This window comes from Streptomyces sp. Act143 (genome assembly GCF_003143935.1).
GTDB lineage: Bacteria > Actinomycetota > Actinomycetes > Streptomycetales > Streptomycetaceae > Streptomyces.
This window is the reverse complement of the sequence record NZ_QFRX01000001.1, coordinates 7,145,650-7,169,416: the sequence shown is the minus strand read 5'-3', so window position 1 is coordinate 7,169,416 and position 23,767 is coordinate 7,145,650. Positions and strand designations below refer to the sequence as shown.

General features: G+C 71.8%; 21 protein-coding genes and 1 pseudogene. 13 read left to right on the top strand and 9 right to left on the bottom strand.

What is annotated here, in order from left to right; genetic code table 11:
* Window positions 1-540, bottom strand: a complete 540-nt coding sequence (locus DI272_RS32765; protein WP_109498781.1) for a sigma-70 family RNA polymerase sigma factor — start codon at window positions 538-540, stop codon at window positions 1-3.
* A 112-nt stretch (window positions 541-652) separates the two neighbouring features.
* Between DI272_RS32765 and DI272_RS32760 the strand changes: the two genes are divergently transcribed.
* Entirely contained in the window at window positions 653-2,791 is a 2,139-nt protein-coding gene (locus DI272_RS32760; protein ID WP_258314754.1) for a TerD family protein, read from the top strand.
* Window positions 2,792-2,898: 107 nt separating this feature from the next.
* Window positions 2,899-3,915 carry an aspartate-semialdehyde dehydrogenase gene (locus tag DI272_RS32755; RefSeq protein WP_109498780.1) on the top strand — a complete coding sequence of 339 codons (1,017 nt, stop codon included), beginning with the start codon at window positions 2,899-2,901 and terminating at the stop codon, window positions 3,913-3,915.
* A 20-nt stretch (window positions 3,916-3,935) separates the two neighbouring features.
* Here DI272_RS32755 and DI272_RS32750 read toward each other — a convergent pair whose 3' ends face one another.
* Window positions 3,936-4,409, bottom strand: coding sequence for a DUF1203 domain-containing protein (locus DI272_RS32750; RefSeq protein WP_109498779.1), 474 nt, complete (start codon window positions 4,407-4,409; stop codon window positions 3,936-3,938).
* 121 nt (window positions 4,410-4,530) lie between these two features.
* Here DI272_RS32750 and pepN point away from each other — a divergent pair, with 121 nt between their 5' ends.
* Window positions 4,531-7,107 (top strand): aminopeptidase N, encoded by a 2,577-nt coding sequence (gene pepN, locus DI272_RS32745; RefSeq protein ID WP_109498778.1) that lies wholly within the window; start codon window positions 4,531-4,533, stop codon window positions 7,105-7,107.
* Window positions 7,108-7,279: 172 nt separating this feature from the next.
* On the opposite strand, the pseudogene DI272_RS45685 reads toward pepN, so the two are convergent.
* Window positions 7,280-7,577: pseudogene (locus DI272_RS45685) on the bottom strand (EamA family transporter); the annotation flags it as partial.
* Window positions 7,578-8,519 (bottom strand): EamA family transporter, encoded by a 942-nt coding sequence (locus DI272_RS32735; RefSeq protein ID WP_109498777.1) that lies wholly within the window; start codon window positions 8,517-8,519, stop codon window positions 7,578-7,580.
* Between the two features lie 107 nt (window positions 8,520-8,626).
* Between DI272_RS32735 and DI272_RS32730 the strand changes: the two genes are divergently transcribed.
* Window positions 8,627-9,142 (top strand): MarR family winged helix-turn-helix transcriptional regulator, encoded by a 516-nt coding sequence (locus tag DI272_RS32730; protein ID WP_109498776.1) that lies wholly within the window; start codon window positions 8,627-8,629, stop codon window positions 9,140-9,142.
* Between the two features lie 14 nt (window positions 9,143-9,156).
* On the opposite strand, the gene DI272_RS32725 is transcribed toward DI272_RS32730, so the two are convergent.
* Window positions 9,157-10,647 (bottom strand): FAD-dependent monooxygenase, encoded by a 1,491-nt coding sequence (locus tag DI272_RS32725; RefSeq protein WP_109498775.1) that lies wholly within the window; start codon window positions 10,645-10,647, stop codon window positions 9,157-9,159.
* A 184-nt stretch (window positions 10,648-10,831) separates the two neighbouring features.
* Between DI272_RS32725 and DI272_RS32720 the strand changes: the two genes are divergently transcribed.
* Complete coding sequence (locus DI272_RS32720) at window positions 10,832-11,428, top strand: TetR family transcriptional regulator (protein WP_109498774.1); 597 nt, start codon at window positions 10,832-10,834, stop codon at window positions 11,426-11,428.
* A gap of 120 nt (window positions 11,429-11,548) precedes the next feature.
* On the opposite strand, the gene DI272_RS32715 is transcribed toward DI272_RS32720, so the two are convergent.
* The 3 genes from DI272_RS32715 to DI272_RS32705 all read right to left on the bottom strand — a co-directional run bounded on the left by DI272_RS32715 (window position 11,549) and on the right by DI272_RS32705 (window position 14,256).
* The gene (locus DI272_RS32715) at window positions 11,549-11,824 is read right to left on the bottom strand and encodes a hypothetical protein (protein WP_109498773.1); all 276 of its coding nucleotides are present in this window, start codon (window positions 11,822-11,824) and stop codon (window positions 11,549-11,551) included.
* A gap of 146 nt (window positions 11,825-11,970) precedes the next feature.
* Window positions 11,971-14,049, bottom strand: coding sequence for a 4-alpha-glucanotransferase (gene malQ / locus DI272_RS32710; protein ID WP_109498772.1), 2,079 nt, complete (start codon window positions 14,047-14,049; stop codon window positions 11,971-11,973).
* The gene (locus DI272_RS32705; RefSeq protein ID WP_109498771.1) at window positions 14,050-14,256 is read right to left on the bottom strand and encodes a hypothetical protein; all 207 of its coding nucleotides are present in this window, start codon (window positions 14,254-14,256) and stop codon (window positions 14,050-14,052) included. It lies immediately after the preceding gene.
* A 201-nt stretch (window positions 14,257-14,457) separates the two neighbouring features.
* Here DI272_RS32705 and DI272_RS32700 point away from each other — a divergent pair, with 201 nt between their 5' ends.
* From DI272_RS32700 to DI272_RS32690, 3 genes are read left to right on the top strand one after another with little or no spacing between them, the layout of a single operon-like run.
* Entirely contained in the window at window positions 14,458-14,991 is a 534-nt protein-coding gene (locus DI272_RS32700; protein WP_109501174.1) for a PadR family transcriptional regulator, read from the top strand.
* Complete coding sequence (locus DI272_RS32695) at window positions 14,988-15,674, top strand: ABC transporter ATP-binding protein (RefSeq protein ID WP_109498770.1); 687 nt, start codon at window positions 14,988-14,990, stop codon at window positions 15,672-15,674. Before DI272_RS32700 ends, DI272_RS32695 begins: the two co-directional genes overlap by 4 nt.
* The gene (locus DI272_RS32690; protein ID WP_258314753.1) at window positions 15,671-17,062 is read left to right on the top strand and encodes an FtsX-like permease family protein; all 1,392 of its coding nucleotides are present in this window, start codon (window positions 15,671-15,673) and stop codon (window positions 17,060-17,062) included. Before DI272_RS32695 ends, DI272_RS32690 begins: the two co-directional genes overlap by 4 nt.
* Before the next feature lie 117 nt (window positions 17,063-17,179).
* Here the strand turns inward: DI272_RS32690 and DI272_RS32685 are convergent, their stop codons facing one another.
* Complete coding sequence (locus DI272_RS32685) at window positions 17,180-17,716, bottom strand: HNH endonuclease (RefSeq protein WP_109498769.1); 537 nt, start codon at window positions 17,714-17,716, stop codon at window positions 17,180-17,182.
* Between the two features lie 292 nt (window positions 17,717-18,008).
* Between DI272_RS32685 and DI272_RS32680 the strand changes: the two genes are divergently transcribed.
* From DI272_RS32680 to DI272_RS32660, 5 genes are all read left to right on the top strand, one after another.
* Entirely contained in the window at window positions 18,009-19,103 is a 1,095-nt protein-coding gene (locus tag DI272_RS32680; RefSeq protein WP_109498768.1) for a mechanosensitive ion channel family protein, read from the top strand.
* A 231-nt stretch (window positions 19,104-19,334) separates the two neighbouring features.
* Window positions 19,335-20,528 (top strand): ROK family transcriptional regulator, encoded by a 1,194-nt coding sequence (locus tag DI272_RS32675; RefSeq protein ID WP_109498767.1) that lies wholly within the window; start codon window positions 19,335-19,337, stop codon window positions 20,526-20,528.
* Between the two features lie 42 nt (window positions 20,529-20,570).
* Entirely contained in the window at window positions 20,571-21,902 is a 1,332-nt protein-coding gene (locus DI272_RS32670; RefSeq protein WP_109498766.1) for an ABC transporter substrate-binding protein, read from the top strand.
* Window positions 21,903-22,871 (top strand): carbohydrate ABC transporter permease, encoded by a 969-nt coding sequence (locus DI272_RS32665; protein WP_109498765.1) that lies wholly within the window; start codon window positions 21,903-21,905, stop codon window positions 22,869-22,871.
* A gap of 2 nt (window positions 22,872-22,873) precedes the next feature.
* The gene (locus DI272_RS32660) at window positions 22,874-23,767 is read left to right on the top strand and encodes a carbohydrate ABC transporter permease (RefSeq protein WP_109498764.1); all 894 of its coding nucleotides are present in this window, start codon (window positions 22,874-22,876) and stop codon (window positions 23,765-23,767) included.

The window sequence follows — 23,767 nt, the reverse complement described above, 5'->3', positions numbered from 1 at the left end:
TCACACCACCTCGTCCTCGTGCAGACGGGCGCGCAGCGCGCGGACCGCCGTGTGCAGCCTGCTCTTGACCGTGCCCTCCGGGACGCCGAGTTCCTGGGCGATGTCCCGCACCGGGAGGTCGGCGTAGAAGCGCAGGACGACGACCTGGCGCTGGGCGTCGGGGAGTTCGTCCAGTCCCTGGGCGACGGCGAGCGAGAGCACGCTGGTGTCCTCGCCGGAGGGGTGCTCCAACTGCCGCAAGGAGGCGAGGCGTTCGCCGATGCGCTCCTGCCGGCGCTTGGCGCGGTGCCAGTCCATGGCGAGGTTGGAGGCGACGACGGCCGCCCACGCGGAGACGTCGCGCGGCGCCTCGTACCCCTTGGCCGCCCGCTCCAGCAACCGCAGGCGGACCTGCTGCACCCCGTCCGGCAGGTCCGCCTGCGGTACGCCGCCGAGCGCGAGCACGGCTCGCACCCGGCGTTCCTGGGCCGCGTCGAGCGGGTCGTCCGGCCCGTCATGGACGCTGTCCCCCTGGCCGCGGCGGGCCTTTCTGCGCAGCACAGCTCCCCCTCTCCTCGCCGCGTTTCCTCTATGACGCCGGTGCGGGCGGAAACGTTCGGCCCGATTCCCGGAATTGTTTCTTCACGTGATCTTCACTGTCACCATGAGCCCCATGACGCACATCGTGAAGGGGGCCAACACCCCTGTCCCCACCGGTCCTCTGAGGGTTGCCGTCTGCCGCCGCAAGGTGCCGGGGACGCCCGCCGTGGATGTCTCGGCGCTGCTGCTGGACGCGACGGGCAAGGTGCGCGGCGACGCCGACCTCGTCTTCCACAACCAGCCCGCGCACCCGTCGGGCGCGGTACGGCACCTCGGTACGGGCGACGGCGTGGACCAGCTCGCCGAGTGGCTGGAGCTGGACCTGCCCCGGGTGGAGCCGGTGGTGCAGCGGGTGCTGGTCGCCGCGTCCTGCGACGACGGCACCTTCGGGGCGGTGCCGGGGCTCGCGCTCCAGACCGTCGCGGCCGACGGCACGATCGTCGCGCACTACGACGTGACGGACGCCGCCGGTGAGACGGCGTTCGTGCTCGGGGAGTTCTACCGGCGCAACGGGGCGTGGAAGTTCCGGGCGGTCGGGCAGGGGTGGGAGTCGGGGCTCGCGGGACTGGCGACGGACTTCGGGATCGTGGTGGCGCAGGACCCGGTTCCGGTGATGCCGGGGCCGGTGGCCCCAGTGGCTCCGGCGGCTCCGGCGGCTCCGGCGGCTCCGCCCACGATGGCGTACGCCGCGGTCTCCAAGACGGACGCACCCATGGCCGTGCCCGCGCACATACCGCCCGTGCCCTCCATACCGTCCACGCCGACCGTGCCGTCCACGCCGTCCCTGCCCGTGCCGGCGCCGCAGGCCCTCGGTGCCGACTTCCCGCCCCACACCCAGAGCGGGCGCGGCAACGGCGTCGTCTCCGTCGACGTACCGCTGCCGCCCGGACCGGTGATCGTGGAGGCCCAGATCCGGGGGGACGACTGGCTCCTCGTCGAGACGCTGAACCGGCGCAACAAGGACGAGGACACCGTCTTCAACACCACCCTGCGCGACTTCCACGGCCGCGCCCTGGTGCAGCCCCCGCGCGACCGCCCGCTGCGGATGAAGGTCAACTACGACGGCGACTGGACCATCAGGGTCCTGCCGCTGTCGGCGGCCCGTGAGCTGGGCACCCAGACACTCAAGGGGCGCGGCGTCGACGTCATCGCCTACCGGGGCACGATGGCCGACGTGAAGGTCCGCTTCGACGGGGGCGCCGACCGCGGCGAGTGGTTCGTGCTGAACTGCCACGAGGCCGAGCACTTCGACGACCTCGACGAGCACGAGATGCTGTGCAACGAGATCGGGAAGCTCAAGCAGACCGTCCCGGTCCCCGACGGCCCGCTGCTGCTCGTCATCGAGCACGGCGACGGCAACTGGGAGCTCACCGCGAAGCCGCTGCCCGTCCGCGACCCGTCCGCGGGCCGGCAGACCGGCGCCTACCAGGGCCGCGGCGACAAGACGGTCACGCTCCTCAACCCCCGCCCCGGGCGTCCGGCGCTGGTCGAGTACGACTTCCCCGGCGCCAAGGCCGACTACAGCCTCGAAGTGCGGATCGTCGACGAGTACGGCGACGAGGACGAGTGGCTCACCGGCCGCCAGCGCGGCACCCGGGGCATGGCCGTCCTGTTCGCCGACGGCAGGGCCGAGCAGACCGTGCGGGTCAAGTGCGCGGGCGACTGGACGCTGCGGCTGCTGCCCGAGGAGCAGGCGCCGCTGCTCACCGGTCCGGCCGAGGGCCGGGGCAGCAGCGTCCTGCGCTACCAGGGGCCGCCCACGCTCATGACGGTGCAGCGGACCTCACGCGGCGACGACGAGCATCTGAGCGCATGGTCCCTGAATCACCCCTACGGCAGGTCCGCGACGATCGCCGACACCCTCGGCCGCCGTCGCCCCACGCTCGGGCCGGTGTGGGTCGACCCCGGCGGTACCTGCTTCATCACGGTCCGTGCCGCCGAGGACACGAAGTGGCGCCTGGAGCCCGCCCCGCTGAGTGCGGCGCCCGTGCTCGGCGCGCGGACGCCGGGTGGCTGGTATGGAGTCGTACGTCACACCGGGCCCGAGGCCGAGCTGGTGGTCGTCGGCACGGCCATGATCCATGTCTTCGAACTGGACGAAAATCTCTTCCCGCACCGGAAACTCACCGCTTCTTCCGGCCCGCACCGCATCTCGGGCTCGATCCTCCACGTCCGGTCCCTCGGCGAGTGGACGCTGGAACTGCGTCCCTGACAGGAGTGGCGTCCCACCCCTCGGGCAAACGATTGGACACACCGGCCGGTAAGAGACGCATGATGGAAACGTCCAGGCCACGCACCCGCCACGTAGAAGGAGTCGTCGTGAAGGTAGGAATCGTCGGAGCCACCGGCCAGGTCGGCACGGTCATGCGCAGGATCCTCGTGGAGCGGGAGTTCCCGGTCACCGAGCTGCGCCTGTTCGCCTCGGCCCGCTCGGCGGGGACGGTCCTGGACGGCGTGACGGTGGAGGACGCGGCGACGGCCGACTACACGGGCCTGGACATCGTGCTGTTCTCCGCGGGCGGCGCGACCTCGAAGGCGCTGGCCGAGAAGGTCGCCTCGCAGGGCGCGGTCGTGATCGACAACTCCTCGGCCTGGCGCAAGGACCCCGAGGTGCCCCTCGTCGTCTCCGAGGTCAACCCGCACGCCATCGCGGACCGCCCCAAGGGCATCATCGCCAACCCGAACTGCACCACCATGGCCGCGATGCCGGTCCTGAAGGTCCTGGACGCCGAGGCGGGCCTCCAGGCCCTCGTCGCCACCACCTACCAGGCGGTCTCCGGGTCCGGCCTGGCGGGCGTGGCGGAGCTGCACGGCCAGGTCCAGAAGGTCGCCGCCGACGCCGAGAAGCTGACCCACGACGGCGAGGCGGTCGACTTCCCCGAGCCGCAGGTCTACAAGCGCCCCATCGCCTTCAACGTGCTGCCCTTCGCCGGCAACCTCGTCGAGGACGGTCTCAACGAGACCGACGAGGAGCAGAAGCTGCGCAACGAGTCCCGCAAGATCCTGGAGCTCCCCGAGCTGAAGGTCTCCGGCACCTGTGTGCGCGTCCCGGTCTTCTCCGGCCACTCCCTGCAGATCAACGCCCGCTTCGAGCGGCCGATCTCCCCGGAGCGCGCCACGGAGCTGCTCGCCGGCGCCCCGGGCGTCGCGCTCTCCGAGATCCCGACCCCGCTCCAGGCGGCCGGCAAGGACGCCTCGTACGTCGGCCGCATCCGCCGCGACGAGACCGTCGACAACGGCCTCGCCCTGTTCGTCTCCAACGACAACCTGCGCAAGGGCGCGGCCCTGAACGCGGTGCAGATCGCGGAGCTGGTGGCGGCGGAGCTGAAGGGCTGAAGGGTGTTCCGCGACACCCTTCAGGCGGGCCTGCGCACCTCGTAGAGGAAACAGCCGTACTCGACGGCCCGGACGTGGACGAGCGCCACGGACGGGTCGTCGAACGCGTGGTGGAAGGCATCGTCGTCGAGGGCGTCGACCAGTTCGCCGCCGAGGATGCGCCCGTCGCGGGAGTACCGGCGGACGGTCCGGTGAGCGTTCGCGAACGGATAGCCCTCCCCCTCGGGCCCGGCGCACTCCTCGGCATGGACGAAGACGGGCCCCTGCTCGTCGTAGGCCCCCGGCTCGGCCCCCGTCCGCGCCGCCCAGCGGCGCAGCGGGGCGTACGAGACCAGGGCGATCAGCTCCCCGGGGACACTGCGCCGCAGACAGCACCTGAGCGGCGCTCCGCCCTCCTCGTCGGTCACGGGAACCATCTCCCGCCCCGAGTCGTCGGTGGAGCGGAGCTCCTTCAGAGCGGACGGGGGGATGGGGCGTGCGGTGTAGGTGGTCATGTGCTCCACGATCCCGGGTGTCCTCGCCGGTCACCGGCGGGTTCCGGACATCGCGTTTCGTGCAGCTCCCGTGGAAGGATGTCGGAACCGCCGAACCTACCCATAACGAGGAGATGACCGCGTGCCTGGCACAAACCTGACTCGCGAAGAGGCTCAGCAGCGAGCGAAGCTGCTCACCGTCGAGTCGTACGAGATCGATCTCGACCTCTCCGGCGCGCAAGAGGGCGGTACCTACAGGTCCGTGACCACGGTGCGCTTCGACGTGGCCGAGAACGGAGCCGATTCCTTCATCGACCTGGTGGCCCCGACGGTCCACGAGGTGACGCTCAACGGGGACCAGCTCGCCCCGGACGAGGTCTTCAAGGACTCCCGCATCGCGCTCCCCGGCCTGCTGGAGGGCCGCAACGTACTGCGCGTGGTGGCGGACTGCGCGTACACCAACACGGGCGAGGGCCTGCACCGTTTCGTCGACCCGGTCGACCAGCAGGCGTACCTGTACACCCAGTTCGAGGTGCCGGACGCCCGCCGCGTCTTCGCCTCCTTCGAGCAGCCGGACCTGAAGGCCACCTTCCAGTTCACCGTGAAGGCGCCGACCGGCTGGACGGTCATCTCCAACTCCCCGACGCCGGAGCCCAAGGACGACGTCTGGGAGTTCGAGCCCACCCCGCGGATCTCGTCGTACATCACGGCGCTGATCGTCGGCCCGTACCACTCGGTCCACAGCGTGTACGAGAAGGACGGCCAGTCCGTCCCGCTCGGCATCTACTGCCGCCCCTCGCTGGCCGAGTTCCTCGACTCGGACGCGATCTTCGAGGTCACGCGGCAGGGCTTCGACTGGTTCCAGGAGAAGTTCGACTACGCGTACCCCTTCAAGAAGTACGACCAGCTGTTCGTGCCGGAGTTCAACGCGGGCGCGATGGAGAACGCGGGCGCGGTCACCATCCGCGACCAGTACGTGTTCCGGTCGAAGGTGACGGACGCCGCGTACGAGGTCCGTGCCGAGACGATCCTCCACGAGCTGGCCCACATGTGGTTCGGCGACCTCGTGACCATGGAGTGGTGGAACGACCTGTGGCTGAACGAGTCGTTCGCCACGTACACGTCGATCGCCTGCCAGGCGTACGCCCCGGAGAGCCGCTGGCCGCACTCCTGGACGACGTTCGCCAACTCCATGAAGACGTGGGCGTACCGCCAGGACCAGCTCCCGTCGACGCACCCGATCATGGCCGAGATCCGTGACCTGGACGACGTCCTGGTCAACTTCGACGGCATCACCTACGCCAAGGGCGCGAGCGTTCTCAAGCAGCTCGTGGCGTACGTCGGCATGGACGAGTTCTTCGCGGGCGTGCAGGCGTACTTCAAGCGGCACGCGTTCGGCAACACGCGTCTGTCGGACCTGCTGGGCGCGCTGGAGGAGACCAGCGGGCGTGACCTGAGCACCTGGTCGCAGAAGTGGCTCCAGACCGCCGGCATCAACATCCTGCGCCCCGAGGTCGAGACGGACGAGCACGGCGTCATCACGTCCTTCGCCATCCGCCAGGAGGCCCCGGCCCTCCCCGCGGGCGCGAAGGGCGAGCCGACGCTGCGCCCGCACCGCATCGCGGTCGGCCTGTACGAGCTCGACGACGACAGCGGCAAGCTGGTCCGCGACGAGCGCGTCGAGCTGGACGTCGACGGCGAGCTGACGGCCGTACCGCAGCTGGTGGGCAAGCGCCGCCCGGCGGTGATCCTGCTGAACGACGACGACCTGTCGTACGCGAAGGTCCGCCTCGACGAGCAGTCCCTCGCCTTCGTGACGGAACACCTCGGCGACTTCGAGTCCTCCCTCCCCCGCGCCCTGTGCTGGGCGTCGGCCTGGGACATGACCCGCGACGCCGAACTCGCGACCCGCGACTACCTGTCCCTGGTCCTGTCCGGCATCGGCAAGGAGTCGGACATCGGTGTCGTGCAGTCCCTGCACCGCCAGGTGAAGCTGGCGATCGAGCTGTACGCCGCCCCGGCCGCCCGCGAGACGCTGCTGACCCGCTGGACGGACGCCACCCTGGCGCACCTGCGGTCGGCGACCGCGGGCAGCGACCACCAGCTGGCGTGGGCGCGCGCGTTCGCGGCGACGGCGCGTACGCCGGAGCAGCTGGACCTCCTGGAGGCCCTGCTGGACGGCACGCAGACGATCGAGGGCCTGGCCGTCGACACCGAGCTGCGCTGGGCGTTCGTCGAGCGCCTGGCGGCGGTCGGCCGCTTCGACGAGGCCGAGATCGCCGGCGAGTACGAGCGGGACAAGACGGCGGCCGGCGAGCGCCACGCGGCGACCGCCCGCGCGTCCCGCCCGACCGAGGAGGCCAAGGCGGAGGCCTGGTCCCAGGTCGTCGAGTCCGACAAGCTCCCGAACGCGGTGCAGGAGGCCGTGATCGGCGGCTTCGTCCAGACCGGCCAGCGCGAGCTCCTCGCCTCGTACACGGACAAGTACTTCGAGGTGGTCAAGGGCATCTGGGACACCCGCTCCCACGAGATCGCCCAGCAGATCGCGGTCGGCCTCTACCCGTCGATCCAGGTCTCCCAGGAGATTCTGGACAAGACGGACGCCTGGCTGTCCTCCGCCGAGCCCAACGCGGCCCTGCGCCGCCTGGTCTCGGAGTCCCGCGCGGGCGTCGAACGGGCCCTGAAGGCCCAGGCGGCGGACGCGGCGGCGACGGAGTAGCCGGTACGAGCGACGAGGGGCGCCCGGTGCGATGCCGGGCGCCCCTCGTCATGTCCTGGGTGCGACAGCTCGTGGCGCGCGTGCGGGCCGGTGGGGGCTGATCGCGCAGTTCCCCGCGGCCCTTGGGCGGGCCCGGCCACCGCCGCTGCCCCGCTGCGGGCAGTCGTGCCTCCCGCACCCCGGAGGCCCGCTCGAAGAGCGCCGTCAGCACCGGTGACGCGGCCGTGATCACGCCCATGGTGGCGGCGGGGGGTGGTCGATCCGGCCTGGCTCGCCAGGGTGTCGTGGACGGTGACGCCGAGGAGCGAGGCCAGGACGACGAAGCCGGGGTGCCGGCGGATCGCCGCCCGCTGCCGCCAGGCCCGCCGCGCCCCGAAGGGGGCCACGGCCGCGAGGGCGGCGATCCAGCGCCGGAAGGCCTGCTGGACGGGCGGCACGCTGTCGTGCGGGGCACGGGAGGTGACGAGGATCTACCGTCGCAGCGCCGGACCTGTCACGCCCGTCGCATCTTTCCGGGCGTTCTTTTCAGCAGAACTGAACGATCGGGCGGGCACGGCGGGGGTCCGCTGCCGGAGCTGTCCGGCCACCGTCGCCCCGAACGCCAGCCCCATCCCGGCGAGCTGGAGCGGCGTGAGCGCCTGTCCGAGGGCCGCCCAGCCGACGACCGCGGCGGTCAGCGGGGAGAGCGGGCCGAGGAAGGTGACCTGGGTGGCGGTGAGGCGGCCGATGCCGCGGAACCACAGCCAGTAGGCGACGGCCGTATTGGCGAGCGCGAGGTAGAGGTAGCCGCCGATCGCCGGTCCGTCGAGCGCGGGCGGGGCGCCCTCGACGAGGAAGGCGAGGGGCGCGATGAGCAGCCCGCCCGCGGTCAGCTGCCAGGCGGTGAGCGCCAGCGGACCGACGCCGTCGGGGCGGCCCCAGCGCTTGGTGAGCACGGTGCCGGTGGACATGGAGGCGGTGGCGGCGAGGGCCGCCAGCACACCGACGGGGTCGAGGGCCCCGGCCGCCTTCAGCACGACCAGGCTGACGCCGAAGGCCGCCACGACGCCGGTGAGCACGCTCCGGGTCGTGGAGCGCTCCCCCAGCAGCAGCGCCGACAGCCCCACCACGAACAGCGGCCCGACGGACCCGACGACCGCCGCCATCCCGCCCGGCAGCCGGTACGCCGACAGGAACAGCAGCGGGAAGAAGGCCCCGATGTTCAGCGCGCCGAGCACGGCGGCCTTCCCCCACCAGATGCCGCGCGGCAGCACCCGGGCGAGGGCGAGCAGGACCAGGCCGGCGGGCAGGGCGCGCATGAGTCCGGTGAACAGGGGGCGGTCGGCCGGCAGGAACTCGGTGGTGACGGCGTAGGTGGTGCCCCAGGAGACGGGGGCGAGGGCGGTGAGCAGGACGGTCGCGGCGCGGTTCACGACGGCACCCTTCTGAAGGTCACTTGGTAGTCATTAGCTTAGCGCTAAGCTACTTACTGTCAATCCACTTTCTTGCGGGCGACCGGAACCGGGCGGATACTCTCCGCATGAGTGCACCGCGCAAGGACCCCGTCGACGCGATCGTCGACCAGTGGGCGGCCGTCCGGCCCGACCTCGACACCAAGGCGATGGAGGTCTTCGGGCGGATCTTCCGCCTCTCCCGCGCCATGGGCGACCGCATGGAACGGGCCTACGCCCCCCACGGCCTGGCCCGCGGCGAGTTCGACGTCCTGGCCACGCTGCGCCGGTCCGGTGAGCCCTACACCCTCTCCCCGCGCCAGCTCTCGGGCACCCTGATGCTCACCACCGGCGGCATGACCGGCCGCCTGGACAAGCTGGAACGCGCCGGCCTGATCCGCCGCTCCCCCGACCCCCACGACCGCCGCGGCCTCCAAGTGACCCTGACCGACAAGGGGTTGACGACCGTCGACGAGGCGGTGGGCGCCGGCCTGGACGCCGAGGCGGCGGCCCTGTCCGCCCTGGACGACGAACAGGCCGACCGACTGGCCGACCTGTTGCGGGAGTTGCTGGCGGGTACGGAAGGGGCGGGCCACCAGGCATAGCGGCCCGCGGCCCCTCAGCCCCCCACGTGGGCGGCGAGCGCCGCCTCGATCTGCGCGGCATCCGCGGCGTCCGCCGCCCAGGCCACGTATCCGTCGGGCCGCACCAACACGGTCGTACGGCGGTCGCTCGCCCAGCGGTCCACGGTCAGCAGGTCCTCGCGGGCGCCCCGTCCGTCGTGGGCCTCCGGGGTGATCAGCACGAACCGGCCGCCGCGCAGGGCCTCGTAGAGGCGGCCGCCGCCGCGCAGCGCGACGTCGGGGACGCGGGTGCCGGTGAGGCGGTGGGCGCCGCGCGGGGCCGGGTAGTGGTAGCCGATGCCGGAGACCTGGCCGAGCGCCTTGCGCTGCACCGGCGGGGCCGCGTTGACGAAGGCCGCCACCAGGCCCCGCACGAGACGCAGCGCGGGGTTCTGCGCGCGGGCCAGCCGGACCAGCCCGCCGCTGCTGCGCAGCACCGCCTTGCCGACCGGGTGCCGCTCGGCCTCGTAGCTGTCGAGGAGCCCCTCGGAGGCCCGGCCCTGGACGGCCGCCGCCAGCTTCCAGCCGAGGTTGGCCGCGTCCTGGAGACCCGTGTTCATGCCCTGGCCACCGGCCGGGGAGTGGATGTGCGCGGCGTCCCCGGCGAGGAAGACCCGGCCGACCCGGTAGCGCGGCGCCTGGCGCTCGTCGCTGTGGAAGCGGGACAGCCAGCGGGCGTCGTGCATGCCGTAGTCGGTGCCCAGGGCGCGGCGCGTGACCTCCTTGATCTCGTCCAGGTCGAGCGGGGCGTCGTCGGCCACCTCGTGCCGCCGGTTCCAGCCCATCACCCGGTACCAGCCGTCGCCGAAGGAGGCGATCATCGCGAAGGCGTCGTCCGCCCCGTTGACGGTGAGCACCCCCTCGGGCTTCTCGGCGAGCCGGACGTCGGCCAGGAAGAGGGACTTGATGACGGCGACCCCGGGGAAGTCCACCCCGATCGCCCGGCGCACGGCGCTGTGGTGGCCGTCGGTGCCGACGACGTAGTCCGCGCGGAGCGTGGCGGTCACCCCGTCCGGACCGCGTACGTCGAGATCGACGCCGGCGTCGTCCTGCCGCAGCCCGACGACCTCGCTCTCGTACCGGAACTCCACCCCGGCCTGCCGCGCCCGCCGCTCCAGCAGCCGCTCGACCTCGTACTGCGGGGTGATGAGCAGGAACGGGAAGCGGGACTCCAGCGTGCCCAGATCGAGCGAGAGCCGGCCGAAGAGGCGCAGGCCGGTGATGGTGTCGCCGGTGGCCAGCAGGTCGTCGGCGAGGCCGCGGGCGTCGAGCTGCTCCAGGGTGCGGGCGTGGACGCCGAAGGCCCGGGAGAGGTTGCTGATCTTGTGCGGGCGCTTCTCGACCAGGACGACCGGGACACCGGCGGTGGCCAGGTCGCCGGCCAGGAGCAGGCCGGTGGGGCCGGAGCCGACGACGATCACGGGGTGCGTGGTGCGGTGGGTGCCGGTACCCGTACCAGTGCCGATGCCAGTGCCGGTGCCGTTCATGGGGGCCTCCTGTTGCCGGCGCCTGTCCGCCGACACTTGATTGCCAACGTCTGTTTGCCAACGCCCGTATGCCAACGATCGTATGCAAACGATTGTTTGCCAACGCTCGTTGACGAGAGTAGATGCGGACGCACAACGAAGTCAACACTTGTTGGCAAACATGCGTTGGCATACGCTTGCGGGCATGACCGGCACCCCTACCACGAACCCCCGCCCCCGCCCCCGCCGCTCCGAGGCGACCCGCGACGCGATCCTCGCCGCGGCCCGGGAGCGGTTCGCCACCGACGGGTACGAGCGGGCCACCATCCGCGCCATCGCCAAGGACGCGCAGATCGACCCGTCGATGGTGATGCGCTACTACGGCAACAAGGAGGGCCTGTTCGCGGCGGCCGTCGCCGTCGACCTGCGGCTGCCGGACATCGGCGGGCTGTCCCCGCAGGACGTCGGCGAGGTCCTGGTACGGCACTTCCTGGACATGTGGGAGGACGACGAGGTCCTCACCGCCCTGCTCCGGGTCGGCGCCACCAACCAGGACGGGGCCGAGCGCATGCAGGGCATCTTCCGGGACCAGTTGCTGCCGGTGGCCCGTCAGGTGTGCCCCGATCCCGAGCAGGTCCCGGCGCGGGCGGCGCTGACGTCCTCGCAACTGCTGGGGCTGGCGCTCACCCGGTACGTGCTGCGGATTCCGCCGGTGGTGGCGCTGCACCCCGACGAGATCGTGGCGTGGCTGGGGCCGACGGTGCAGCGGTACCTCACGGCACCCAGCCCCTCAACCTCCTGAGCACACACCGAGGGCGCCGGCCTCGCCCACGTACGGCGGATGCGCGTACGTACGACGGGGCCGGCGCCCTCGGGAAACGTGCGGTGAGCCGCGGAGCCGCAACCTCGGCCCCGGGCTCGGTCAGGCGTTGGCCTTGGCCTTCGCCTCGGTCTTGGGCACGGCCACCCGCTGCTCCGGCTTCGACCGGTCCAGGACCAGCACGAGGCCGGCGATGACCCCGAAGATCACGAGCGGGGCCGCGACGAAGAGACCCAGCGTGTCGATGACGCTCAGACCGGAGCCGGGGTCGTCACCGTCGTCCCGGGTGAGCGCGAGCGCGGGAGACGTCATGAGCAGCATCATCAGCGTCGTACCGGCAGCCAGAGCACCGGCGCGCAGGGCGTTCTTCTTGTCCACGGTGCCAAAGTATCTAACGCGGATCGAGCCCGCGCGCCCGGGGGTGCGTATGAGGCAGCCGTCCGTCCATCCGCCCGGTCCGGTCCGGCACGGCCCCGGGCCGGCGCCACCTCCCGCCCCACCGTCCGGCACCCGCCCGCCCCCGCTCACCCGCCCCCGTCCACGCCTCTCCCCCGCAGCACCTCCACCAACGCATGCAAGCGGGGCTCCCCCGCCAGCTCCTCCAACGTCACCGCCCGCCCCTCCGCGTCCGCGATCGGCAACCGCCAGTTCGGGTACTGGTCCCACGTCCCGGGCAGATTCTGCGGCCGCCGGTCCCCGACCGCGTCCGGCAGCCACACCCCCACCAGCCGTGCGGGCGTCCGCAGCAGGAACCGGTGCACGGCCTGCACCTCGGCCTCCTCGGTCGACGCACCGTGCCCACCGCCCGTACCGTGCAGCAGCCCCAGCCGTGCCAGCACCTCCAGCCACTCCCCCGTGTCGGCGGCGGCCTCGGCCCGCTCCTCGGCCAGCCCCCGCGTCAACAGCCCCAGCCGGTGCCGGAGTTCGACGTGCTCACCAGTGAGCCGGGCGGCCGTGGACGGCAGGTCGTGGGTCGTGGCGGTGGCGAGGCAGTCGGCCCGCCAGCGCTCGGGCGGCAGCGGACGGCCGTCGCCCTCCCAGTCCCGCTCGAACCACAGCACCGACGTGCCCAGCACCCCGCGCTCGCGGAGCGTCTCGCGTACGCCGGGCTCGACCGTGCCGAGGTCCTCGCCGATGACCATCGCCCCGGCCCGTGACGCCTCCAGCACCAGCACGGCGAGCATGGCCTCGGCGTCGTAGCGGACGTAGGTGCCCTCGGTCGGCGGCAGCCCCTGCGGGACCCACCAGAGCCGGAACAGGCCCATGACGTGGTCGATGCGCAGGGCGCCGGCGTACCGGAACAGCGCGCGCAGCAGCCGCCGGTACGGCGCGTACCCCGACTCGGCGAGGCGGTCGGGGCGCCAGGGCGGCAGCCCCCAGTCCTGGCCGCGGGCGTTGAAGGCGTCCGGCGGGGCGCCCACCGACATCCCGGCGGCGAAGTACTCCTGCTGCGCCCAGGCGTCGGCGCCCTCGGGGTGGACGCCGACCGCGAGGTCGTGGACGACGCCGACGCTCATCCCGGCGTCGCGGGCCGCGCGCTGGGCGGCGGCCAGTTGGGCGTCGGTGAGCCAGGCGAGCCGCGACCAGAAGTCGACGCGGTCCATCAACTCGGCGCGGGCGCGGGCGGTTTCGGCCGAGCGGGGATCGCGGAGCGCGGCCGGCCAGCGGCGCCACTCCGAGCCGTGCACCTCCGCCAGCGCGCACCACGTGGCGTGGTCCTCCAGCGCCTCGCCCTCCTGGGCGAGGAAGTCGGCGTAGGCGGCGCGCCGACCGGGCCCGAGCGGCACCTCGTGGACGAGCCGGAGCGCCTCGCCCTTGAGTTCCCACACCGCGTCCCGGTCGATCAACGCGCCTTTCTCCAGGACCGCTTCGCGCAGCAGCGCGGCCCGTTCGGAGAGGGCGCGGAGCCGGTCGCGGTCCGGGACGTACGGGTACTCGTCGACGTCCTCCACGCGCAGGTGGACCGGGTCGGGGAAGCGGCGGGAGGAGGGCCGGTAGGGCGAGGGGTCGGTGGGGGCGCCGGGCACGGCCGCGTGCAAGGGGTTGACCTGCACGAATCCGGCGCCGAGCGCGCGTCCGGCCCAGGCGGTCAGTTCGCCGAGGTCGCCGAGGTCGCCCATGCCCCAGGAGCGCCCGGAGAGCAGGGAGTAGAGCTGGACGAGCAGGCCGTACGAGCGTCCGGTGGGGGTGGGGAGCCGGGCGGGGGCGGCGACCAGGTGGGCCTCGGCGACTCGCCCGTCCGGTGCGGTGGCGGTCAACCGGTGCAGTCCGGGCGGGAGTTGTTCGACCGTGGAGCGCGTCTCGCCCTGTTCGGTCGTGATGCGCAGCCGGGTGCCGTCAGGGAGGGCGTCGAGGGCGGCGCACGGGGTGCCGCTCCAGCACACGACGGTCGGCGGCAGCAGCCGTGCGCGCAGCTCGCGCTCACGGGCGGCCAGTGCCGCCGCGGGGTCGGCGGTGTCGACGCCGAGGGCGGTGAGGGCCCGGATGACGGCGGTGGCCGAGGCGGTGACCGTGCGGCCCGGGGCGGGACTGTAGGAGGTGGCGACGCCGTGCAGCCCGGCAAGCCGGGAGAGGTCCTCGGACGGGGGCTCGGCAGCGGTCATCTACAGCTCCGCATCGGCATCGGACTCGCTGGTCAGCGGGGCGGCGTCGGCCAGCGGCGGCTCGCTGGTCAGGGGCTCGGCGTCGGGCAGGGGCGGTTCGCTGGTCAGCGGGGTCTCGGCGCAGGCACCCTCGGCGCTGAAGACGCACAGATGGGCGTCGGCGGGTTTGGACAGGGCCGGGAGCGGGGGGTGGGTCGGTGCGGCCACGGGGGCCTCCTTGGTGTGTGCGGCTGCGTGAGGGGTCATCGCAGCCCTACCCAGCGGTCGCGGCGGCAGACGTACGGAGGGCAAGAACGTGCTTTTCGTCATGTTCCGGCCCGCTCTGCGATCCGTCCAGCGATGGCGATCCACTCGGCCCACCCGCCCCACTATTCACTCAGTACATGTATCGAGTGCATAATGATCGCCATGAGCACCCGCCACATCCTGCTGGGGCTGCTCGCCTCGGGGCCGAGCCATGGCTACGACCTGAAGCGACGCCATGACGAACGTTTCCCGCAGGCCCGCCCACTGGCCTACGGGCAGGTCTACACGACCCTGCAACGCCTGGTCCGCGACGGTCTCGCCGAGGTCGACGCCACCGAGTCCGACGGCGGGCCGGAGCGGACGACGTACCGCGCGACGGCCGGCGGGGAGCGTGAACTCGCCCGGTGGGCCGCGGAGATCACCCCGCCCGCCCCCTTCGTCACCAACGAGATCTTCGCCAAGGTCGTCGTCTCGATCCTGTCCGGCGGCGACCCGGACGCCTACCTGCGCGCCCAGCGCACCGCCCACATGGCGCGGATGCGGGAGCTCACACAGGTCAAGACGGCCAAGGGCGCCGATCTCGCGACCGTGCTCTCGGCGGACTACGCCCTCAACCACCTTGACGCCGACCTCCGTTGGATGACCACCACGGCGGCCCGGCTGACCACTCTGACCACGGAGGTCGACACAGCATGAGCACCACAGTGCCGCTCCTGGCGGCGCGCGAGCTCGTGAAGGCGCACGGCCGCACCGAGGCCCTGCGCGGCGCCTCCCTCGAACTGCGGGCCGGCGAGATCCTGGCCGTGACCGGTGCCAGCGGCAGCGGGAAGTCGACGCTGCTGCACTGCCTCGCGGGCATCGTCCGCCCGGACGGGGGCTCGGTGAGCTATGCCGGCGAACAGCTCCACACCCTGCCCGAGAAGCGGCTGAGCGAGTTGCGGCGCACGGAGTTCGGGGTGGTGTTCCAGTTCGGGCAGCTGATCCCGGAGCTGACGGCGCTCGACAACGTGGCCCTTCCGCTGATGCTCGCGGGCACCGCCCGCAAGGACGCCCGGGCGCGGGCCCAGGAGTGGCTGGAGCGGTTCGGCGTGCTGGCGCAGGAGGCGCTGCGGCCCGGCGAGATGAGCGGCGGCCAGGCCCAGCGGACCGCGCTGGCGCGGGCCCTGGTCACCGGCCCGAAGGTGGTCTTCGCGGACGAGCCGACGGGAGCGCTGGACTCGCTGGCGAGCGAGCAGATGATGACGGCCCTGGCCCACACGGCGGGCGAGCTGGGCACGGCGGTGCTGCTGATCACCCACGACGACCAGGTCGCGGCGTACGCGGACCGCGAGATACGGCTGAGCGACGGGGTCGCGGTCCCGCAGGAGGTGGCGGCGTGACGACGTACGCGCACCACACCGGCGCCCGTGGGCACCTGCGTGCCGATCTCCGGCTGGCCTGGCTGCTCACCCGGGGTTCGGACCGGCGGGAGGGGTGGCGGGCGTTGCTGACGGGGGTCGGGGCGGCGCTGGCGACCGGGGTCGGTCTGGTCGTCGCCGCGCTGCTGTCGCTGAGCGGGCGGTACCACATCCCCGTCGGCTACGGCATGCTCGACCAGCCGGGCACCCGCATCGGTGTGATCACCGCGCTGCTGATGCTGCTCGTCCCGGTGCTCGGCTTCCTCGGCCAGTGCGCCCGGATCGGCGCCGTGCACCGCGAGCGCAGGCTGGCCGCGCTGCGGCTGGCGGGGGCCACGCCGGGACAGGTGCGGCGGATCGCGGCGCTGGAGTCAGGGCTGGCCTGTCTGGCCGGTTCGGCGGTGGCCACGGTCGCCGCCGTACCGACCCTGCTCCGGGTGTGGCACCGGCCCGACCCGCTGGCCTGGGCGGTCATGGCCGTGGTGGCCGTCCTGGTGCCGGTGCTGGGGGTGGCCGTGAGCGTGCTCGCCCTGCGCCGGCTGGTGGCCTCGCCGCTGGGCCGGCTGCGCCGGGAGCGGCCCGCCGAGGGGCCCGGGCGGCTGTTCCGGGTGGCGACCGCGCTGCTCGGGCTGCTGGTGGTGTACGTGCTGACGACGCCCTTCCACGACGTGCCGTTCGAGTTCGCGCTCACCCCGGTCACGGTGTTCTGCCTCTGTCTCCTGGTGGGCGCCGTCGCGGTGTGGCTGACCGGCGCCTCGGCCCGGCAGCTGGGCGAGGGGCTGTCCGTCCGCGCCAAGAGCCCGGCGGTGCTGATCGCGGCGGGACGGCTGCGCGACGACCCGTGGGCGGCGGCGCGGACGCATGCGGCGGTGCTGCTGGTGACCGTGGTCGGCTCGGGTTTCCTGGGGATACGGCAGGTGCTGCTGTCGGCCCTGCACTCCCGGGAGCACGGCTACGACGGGCGGATCGAGGACGTCGAGGGCGGCCTGAACCTCACGGGCCTGGTGATCCTCGCCGCCCTCGTGCTGGTCCTGACCGCGCTGGCCGTCGGCACCGCGGAGTCCGTGGCCACCCGGCGCCGGGGGCTGGCCGCCCAGTCGGCGGCGGGGGTGCCCTACTCGGTCCTCGCGCGGGCGACCCTGCTGGAGACCGCGCTGCCGCTGGCACCGGCGCTGACGGTCGCGGGCCTCGGCGGTCTGACGATCAGCGTCTGGTACGGCTCGGTCGTCTCCGCGCACGGCTCGCCGGCGGTGCCGTACCTGGCACTGGTGGCGCCGGTGGCGGTGTTCGCGGCCTGTCTGCTGGCCGCCGCCACCGCGCTGCCGCTGCTGCGCCGTTCACTGCGTCCGGCGGAGCTGCGGTACGCGTGAGGCGCCCATGACCCGGGACGCGTGAGGCGCCCATGACTGTCGTCCCGGGGGCACGGGGGACCCCCGGGACAGCACACCCGGCACGCCCGCCGGACAACACGAAGGCCCGGATCGTCGTCAGGCAGAGATGCCGTCGATCCGGGCCAGGGCGTCGTCCGCGCCGAACGGCTGCAAGTACGGCAGCCAGCGCGGATCCCTGTGCCCGGTGCCGATGATGCGCCAGGCCAGGCCGGTGGGCGGAGCGGGTTTGTGGCGCAGCCGCCAGCCGATCTCGAACAGATGCCGGTCGGCCTTCACGTGGTTGCAGCGGCGGCACGAGGCCACCACGTTGTCCCAGACGTGCTTGCCCCCGCGGCTGCGCGGGATGACGTGGTCGACGCTGGTTGCGACGCCACCGCAGTACATGCACCGGCCCCCGTCGCGGGCGAAGAGCGCGCGGCGGGTCAGAGGAACGGGCCCCCGATAGGGAACCCGCACGAATCGCTTGAGCCGGACCACGCTTGGTGCGGGGACTGTGACGGTCGCGCTGTGCATGAAGGCGCCGGACTCCTCGAGGCACACGGCCTTGTTTTCGAGGACGAGGACGAGCGCGCGGCGGAGCGGTACGACGCCCAGTGGCTCGTACGACGCGTTGAGGACCAGGACATGCGGCACGGATGCCTCCTTGGGCGTCGGCGGCGCGTGGCTCGCGCCGGGACGATCTGTAGTCAGTCTCCCCTCATGCCTGGTGGAAGCGCCACCATCTCCCGGTAACGGGCTGGAAGTGTTTTCGACCACACCTGAGACCACTGCCTACTACATCCCCAGGTGAGCACGGTCTCTCCCCCGAACATTGCAACGATCCCCACACGATGCACCGTTAGTGTGGTGGGTCTGCCGCCCGGTGACCTTTCCGTGACCTTGACCATCGGCCGGGCCGCGGACGCTGCACCTGGAGGTTCCTGCCGTGTCCTTGCCCGCCGCCCTACTGGCCGCGACCGCGACGCCGTCGCCCTCTCCCTCGGAGAGCCAGACCGCGACCGTCCCCTCGCTCCAGGACGCCCAGGAGAGCGCGACGAACGCCGCCAGCTGGGTCGAGCAGAACTGGTCGACCTGGCTGGCGATCGGTCTGCGCGTGCTGCTGATCCTGGTGATAGCGGCGGTGCTGAGAGTCGCGGTCCGGCGGGCGATCACCAAGCTCATAGATCGCATGAACCGCACGGTCCAGGCGGTCGACGGCACGGCGCTGGGCGGCCTCCTGGTCAATGTGGAGCGCCGCCGCCAGCGCTCCCAGGCGATCGGCTCGGTCCTCCGCTCGGTGGCCAGCTTCCTGATCATGGGCACGGCGGCCCTGATGATCCTGGCCACCTTCGAGATCAACCTCGCCCCGCTCCTCGCCTCGGCCGGTGTGGCGGGCGTGGCGATCGGTTTCGGCGCCCGCAACCTCGTCACGGACTTCCTCTCCGGCGTCTTCATGATCCTGGAGGACCAGTACGGCGTGGGCGACACGATCGACGCGGGGGTGGCGTCCGGCGAGGTCATCGAGGTGGGCCTGCGCGTGACGAAGCTCCGCGGCGACAACGGCGAGATCTGGTACGTCCGCAACGGCGAGGTCAAGCGCATCGGCAACCTCTCCCAGGGCTGGGCCACGGCCGGCGTGGACGTCACGGTCCGCTCCGACGAGGAGCTGGACAAGGTGAAGTCGACGATCGACGAGGTCGCGGAACGCATGAGCAAGGAGGAGCCCTGGAACGAGCTCCTGTGGGGCCCGATCGAGGTCCTGGGCCTGGACAGCGTGCTGCTGGACTCGATGGTGGTCCGCGTCTCGGCGAAGACGATGCCGGGCAAGGCGCTGACGGTCGAGCGCGAACTGCGCTGGCGTGTGAAGCACGCCTTCGACGCGGCGGACATCGACATCGTCGGCGGCTCGGCCGTCGCGGCGGCCCCCGAACCGGCCCCCGACCCGACGGCGGGCATGGCGGCCCCGTCGGCCTACTCCAACACCTCGTCCCCGCAGGCCCAGGCCGCCACTCCGCTGACGCCGCCGAGCGTGGCGAAGTAGCGGGCACGGGAGGACACGCCGCCCCCGGCCTCTTCGCGGGTACGTCCCGCCCCGCAACGCCCCCGGACCGCCCCGGCAGGTAACGACTCCGTTTCCTGCCGGGGCGGTTCGTTCATCCCCCCTTGACTCCCCCACGGTCCGGATCTATGTTCCCTGCATCCGATAGGAAACCTTCCTAACAGTCACCTTCCGTAAAGTCAGCTGCGGACCGATCCCAGGAGAGGGGCACACATGGCAGGCACCCCCAGCACCCTGCGCGCCATGAACGACCGTGCCGCCCTCGACCTCCTCCTGGAGCACGGCCCCCTCTCCCGCACCCGGATCGGCAAGCTCACCGGCCTGTCCAAGCCGACCGCCTCCCAGCTCCTGGCCCGGCTCGAAGCGGCCGGACTCGTGCTCGCCGGCGGCACGACCGAGGGCCGCCCCGGACCCAACGCCCAGCTGTACGAGGTGAATCCGGCCGCCGGACACGCCGCCGGGCTCGACGTCACCCCCGAACGCGTCCTGGCCGCCGTCGCCGACATCACCGGCCGCACGATCGGCTCGTACGAACTGCCCACCCCCGGCAGAAGGACCGGCACCCCGGTCGTCCAGCAGGTCACCGACGCCCTCGACGGCGCCGTGAAGGCGGCCGGGCTGACCCGTGCCGACATCCACCGCCTCGCCATCGGCACCCCCGGCGCCTTCGACCCCAACACCGGCCGGCTGCGCTACGCCTCCCACCTGCCGGGCTGGCACACCCCGACGCTCCTCGACGAACTCGCCGCCGCGCTGCCCATGCCGGTGGAGTACGAGAACGACGTCAACCTCGTCGCCGTGGCCGAACAGCGGCTCGGCGCGGCACGCGGGCACGAGGACTTCGTGCTGCTGTGGAACGAGGGGGGCCTCGGCGCCGCCCTCGTCCTCGGCGGCCGGCTGCACCGCGGCTGGACCGGCGGCGCGGGCGAGGTCGGCTTCCTGCCGGTGCCCGGCGCCCCGCTGGTACGGCAGGTCACCAAGGCCAACAGCGGCGGCTACCAGGAGCTGGCCGGTTCTCAGGCCCTCCCCAGGCTGGCCCGTGAACTCGGCATCCACGACGTCCCGAGCGGCCCGTACGCCGAGGCCGCCGCCGCCCTGGTCGCGCGCGCCGCGCACTCCGAGGACCCCGCCCACCAGCGGCTGCTGGAGACGTACGCGACCCGCCTCGCCACCGGTCTGGCCTCGCTCGTCTCCGTCCTCGACCCCGAACTCGTCGTCCTGAGCGGCGCCTCGCTCACCGCCGGCGGCGAGCCGCTGCGCGCGCTCGTCCAGTCCGAACTGGAGGAGCTGGCCGCGGCCCGCCCCCACCTCGTCATCGGCGAGGTACCCGAACAGCCCGTGCTGCGCGGCGCGTTGGAGAGCGCGCTCGCCGCCACCCGTGACGAGGTCTTCGACACCTCGCGCTGAGCCCCCTTCTCACCCTCTTGCCCGCCCCAGGGAGATCTCGCCATGCCCAAGCGCGCCCGAATAACAGCTTCTGCCCTCCTTTCCTCCGTCGCCCTCCTGGCCACGGCCTGCACCGGCCAGTCCTCCTCCGGCGCCGACGACGACGCCTCCGCCGAGACCACCATCAACTTCTGGCACGCCTGGAGCGCGGACTCCGAGGTGAAGGCCGTGAAGTCGCTGGTCGCCGGTTTCGAGAAGGCGCACCCCAACCTCCACGTCAACGTCGTCGGCAACATGACCGACGACAAGATCAACCAGGCGCTGCGCACGGGCGGCGACAAGGCACCGGACGTCATCTCGTCGTTCACCACGAACAACGTGGGCAAGTTCTGCTCCTCGGGCGCGCTGGTCGACCTCAACCCGTTTTTCGAGAAGTCCAGGATCGACCCGGCGAAGACCTTCCCGGCCGCGATGAACGAGTACACCCAGTTCGACGGCGACCGCTGTGCCGTGCCGCTGCTGGGCGACGCGTACGGGCTCTACTACAACAAGACCGCGTTCGAGAAGGCCGGCATCAGCTCGCCGCCCAGGACATGGTCGGAGTTCGAGGCCGACGCCAAGAAGCTCACGATCGAGCAGGGCAGCACCTACAAGCAGCTCGGATTCATGCCGAACTACCACGGCTGGGAGACCACCACCGAGCACTATCTCGGGCAGTTCTCGCCGACGTACTTCGACTCCAGCGGGAAGTCGCGGCTCGCCAAGGACCCCGCGTTCAAGGCCGCGTTCACCCTGCAGAAGAAGCTGGTGGACGAACTCGGCGGCTACCGGAGGCTGGAGAAGTACCGGGCCACGCTCGGCGACGAGTGGGGCCCCAAGCACCCCTTCCAGACCGGCCAGGTCGCCATGCAGCTGGACGGTGAGTGGCGCCTCGGCATGGCCGTGGACGCCAAGCCGGACTTCGAGATCGGCGTCGCCCCGCTGCCCGTCCCCGACGACCAGCCGGACCAGTACGGCAAGGGCTACATCACCGGCACCATCGCCGGCATCGCCGCCAACAGCCGCAAGCAGAACGCGGCTTGGGAGTTCGTCAAGTACATCACCACGGACACGGACGCGGTGGTCGGCTTCTCCAACGGCATCCACAACGTGCCGTCCACCCTCGAAGCCCTCAAGTCGCCGAAGCTGACGTACGACCCGCGCTTCAAGACGTTCCTCGACATCGCCGCGAACCCGAAGTCGTCCTCCTCCCCCGCCTCGGTCAACGGCGGCGTGTACCTCAACACGATCCAGCAGCTCGGCTACGACTACGAGAGCGGCAAGGTCACCGACCTCGACAAGGGCCTCGCGGACGCGGCGCGGCAGATCGACACGGACATTGCGCAGGCGAAGTAGATGACCACGATCACCGTGGCGTCGAAGCGCCGCAGGGCCGACCTCGCTGCGAAGCGGCGGAAACAGGCCCTGCGCAACCTCGCCTTCATGTCGCCCTGGCTGGTGGGCTTCGCGGTCTTCTTCGCGTACCCGCTGCTCTCGACGGTCTACTTCTCGTTCATGCACTACGACGGCTTCCGGCCGCCGACGTGGAGCGGCACACAGAACTGGACCTACGTCTTCGAGCACTACCCCTTCTTCTGGCCCGCCCTGCGCAACACCCTCTGGCTGGTCGTGGTCATGGTCAGCCTCCGGGTCGTCTTCGGTCTCGGCGTCGGCATGCTGATCACCAAGATCAAGACGGGCACGGGAGTCTTCCGCACCCTCTTCTACCTGCCCTACCTGGCCCCGCCGGTGGCGGCCACCATGGCCTTCGCCTTCCTGCTCAACCCCGGTACGGGCCCGGCCAACTCGATCCTGGAGAAGGCCGGCATCCCGGCCCCGGGCTGGTTCAACGACCCCACCTGGTCCAAGCCGGCCCTCACCCTGCTCGCCCTGTGGGGCATCGGGGACCTGATGGTCATCTTCATGGCCGCGCTGCTCGACGTACCGCGGGAGCAGTACGAGGCGGCGGAGCTGGACGGGGCGTCGGCCTGGCAGCGGTTCCGCTTCGTCACGCTGCCGAACATCTCGCCGATCGTGATGTTCGCGGTCGTGACCGGAGTGATCCAGACGATGCAGTACTACACACAGCCGCTGATCGCCGGGAAGGTCGCCTCGGGCGTGATCCAGGGCGCGGGCACCCAGTTCGAGCCCGGCTACCCGGACAAGTCGACGCTGACCCTCCCCCAACTCGTCTACAACCTGGGCTTCCAGCGCTTCGACTACGGCTCGGCCTGTGTCGTGGCCCTGGTCCTCTTCGCCCTCTCGATGGCCTTCACCGCGTTCCTGATGCGGCGCCGGGGCGGCCTGATCCAGGCAGGTGACTGACGGTGACCCAAGTACTGGACGTGCCGGTGGAGCTGAAGTCCCCGGCGTCGCCCGCCGAGCGCACCGCGCGCCGCCGGGCCCTGCTCGAATGGATCGCCGTCCACTCCCTCGGCCTCGCCGCCGCCCTCTTCTTCACCCTCCCCTTCGTCTTCGTGTTCCTGACCTCGCTGATGAGCGACACCCAGGCCCTCAGCCGCGACCTGATCCCGCACACCTGGGAGTGGGGCAACTACCGCCGGGTCCTGGACACCCCCGGCTTCCTGACCTGGTGGCGCAACACGCTGCTGTACGCGGGCGCGGGCACGGCGCTGACCGTGGTGTCGTCGCTCCCCGTGGCGTACGCGCTGGCCAAGTTCCGCTTCCGGGGCCGCAATCTGTCCCTGATGCTGGTGATCTCGATGATGATGCTGCCGCCGCAGGTCGTCGTCATCCCGATGTACCTGTTCTGGGCGAAGCAGCTGGACCTGTCCGGCACGCTGTGGCCGCTGATCATCCCGATGGCGTTCGGCGACGCGTTCTCGATCTTCCTGCTGCGCCAGTTCCTGATGACGATCCCGAACGAGTACGTGGACGCGGCGAAGGTCGACGGCTGCGGCGACCTCCGGACCCTCCTGCGGGTCATCGTCCCCATGGCGAAACCGGGCATCGCGGCCGTGGCCCTGTTCCAGTTCTTCTACGCCTGGAACGACTACTTCGGCCCGCAGATCTACGCCTCGGAGAACCAGAACGCCTGGACCCTCAGCTACGGGCTGGAGTCCTTCAAAGGCATGCACCACACCGACTGGAACCTGACCATGGCCGCGACCGTGCTGGTCATGGCCCCCGTGATCCTCGTGTTCTTCTTCGCGCAGAAGGCGTTCGTGGAGGGTGTCACGCTCACCGGAGTGAAGGGTTAG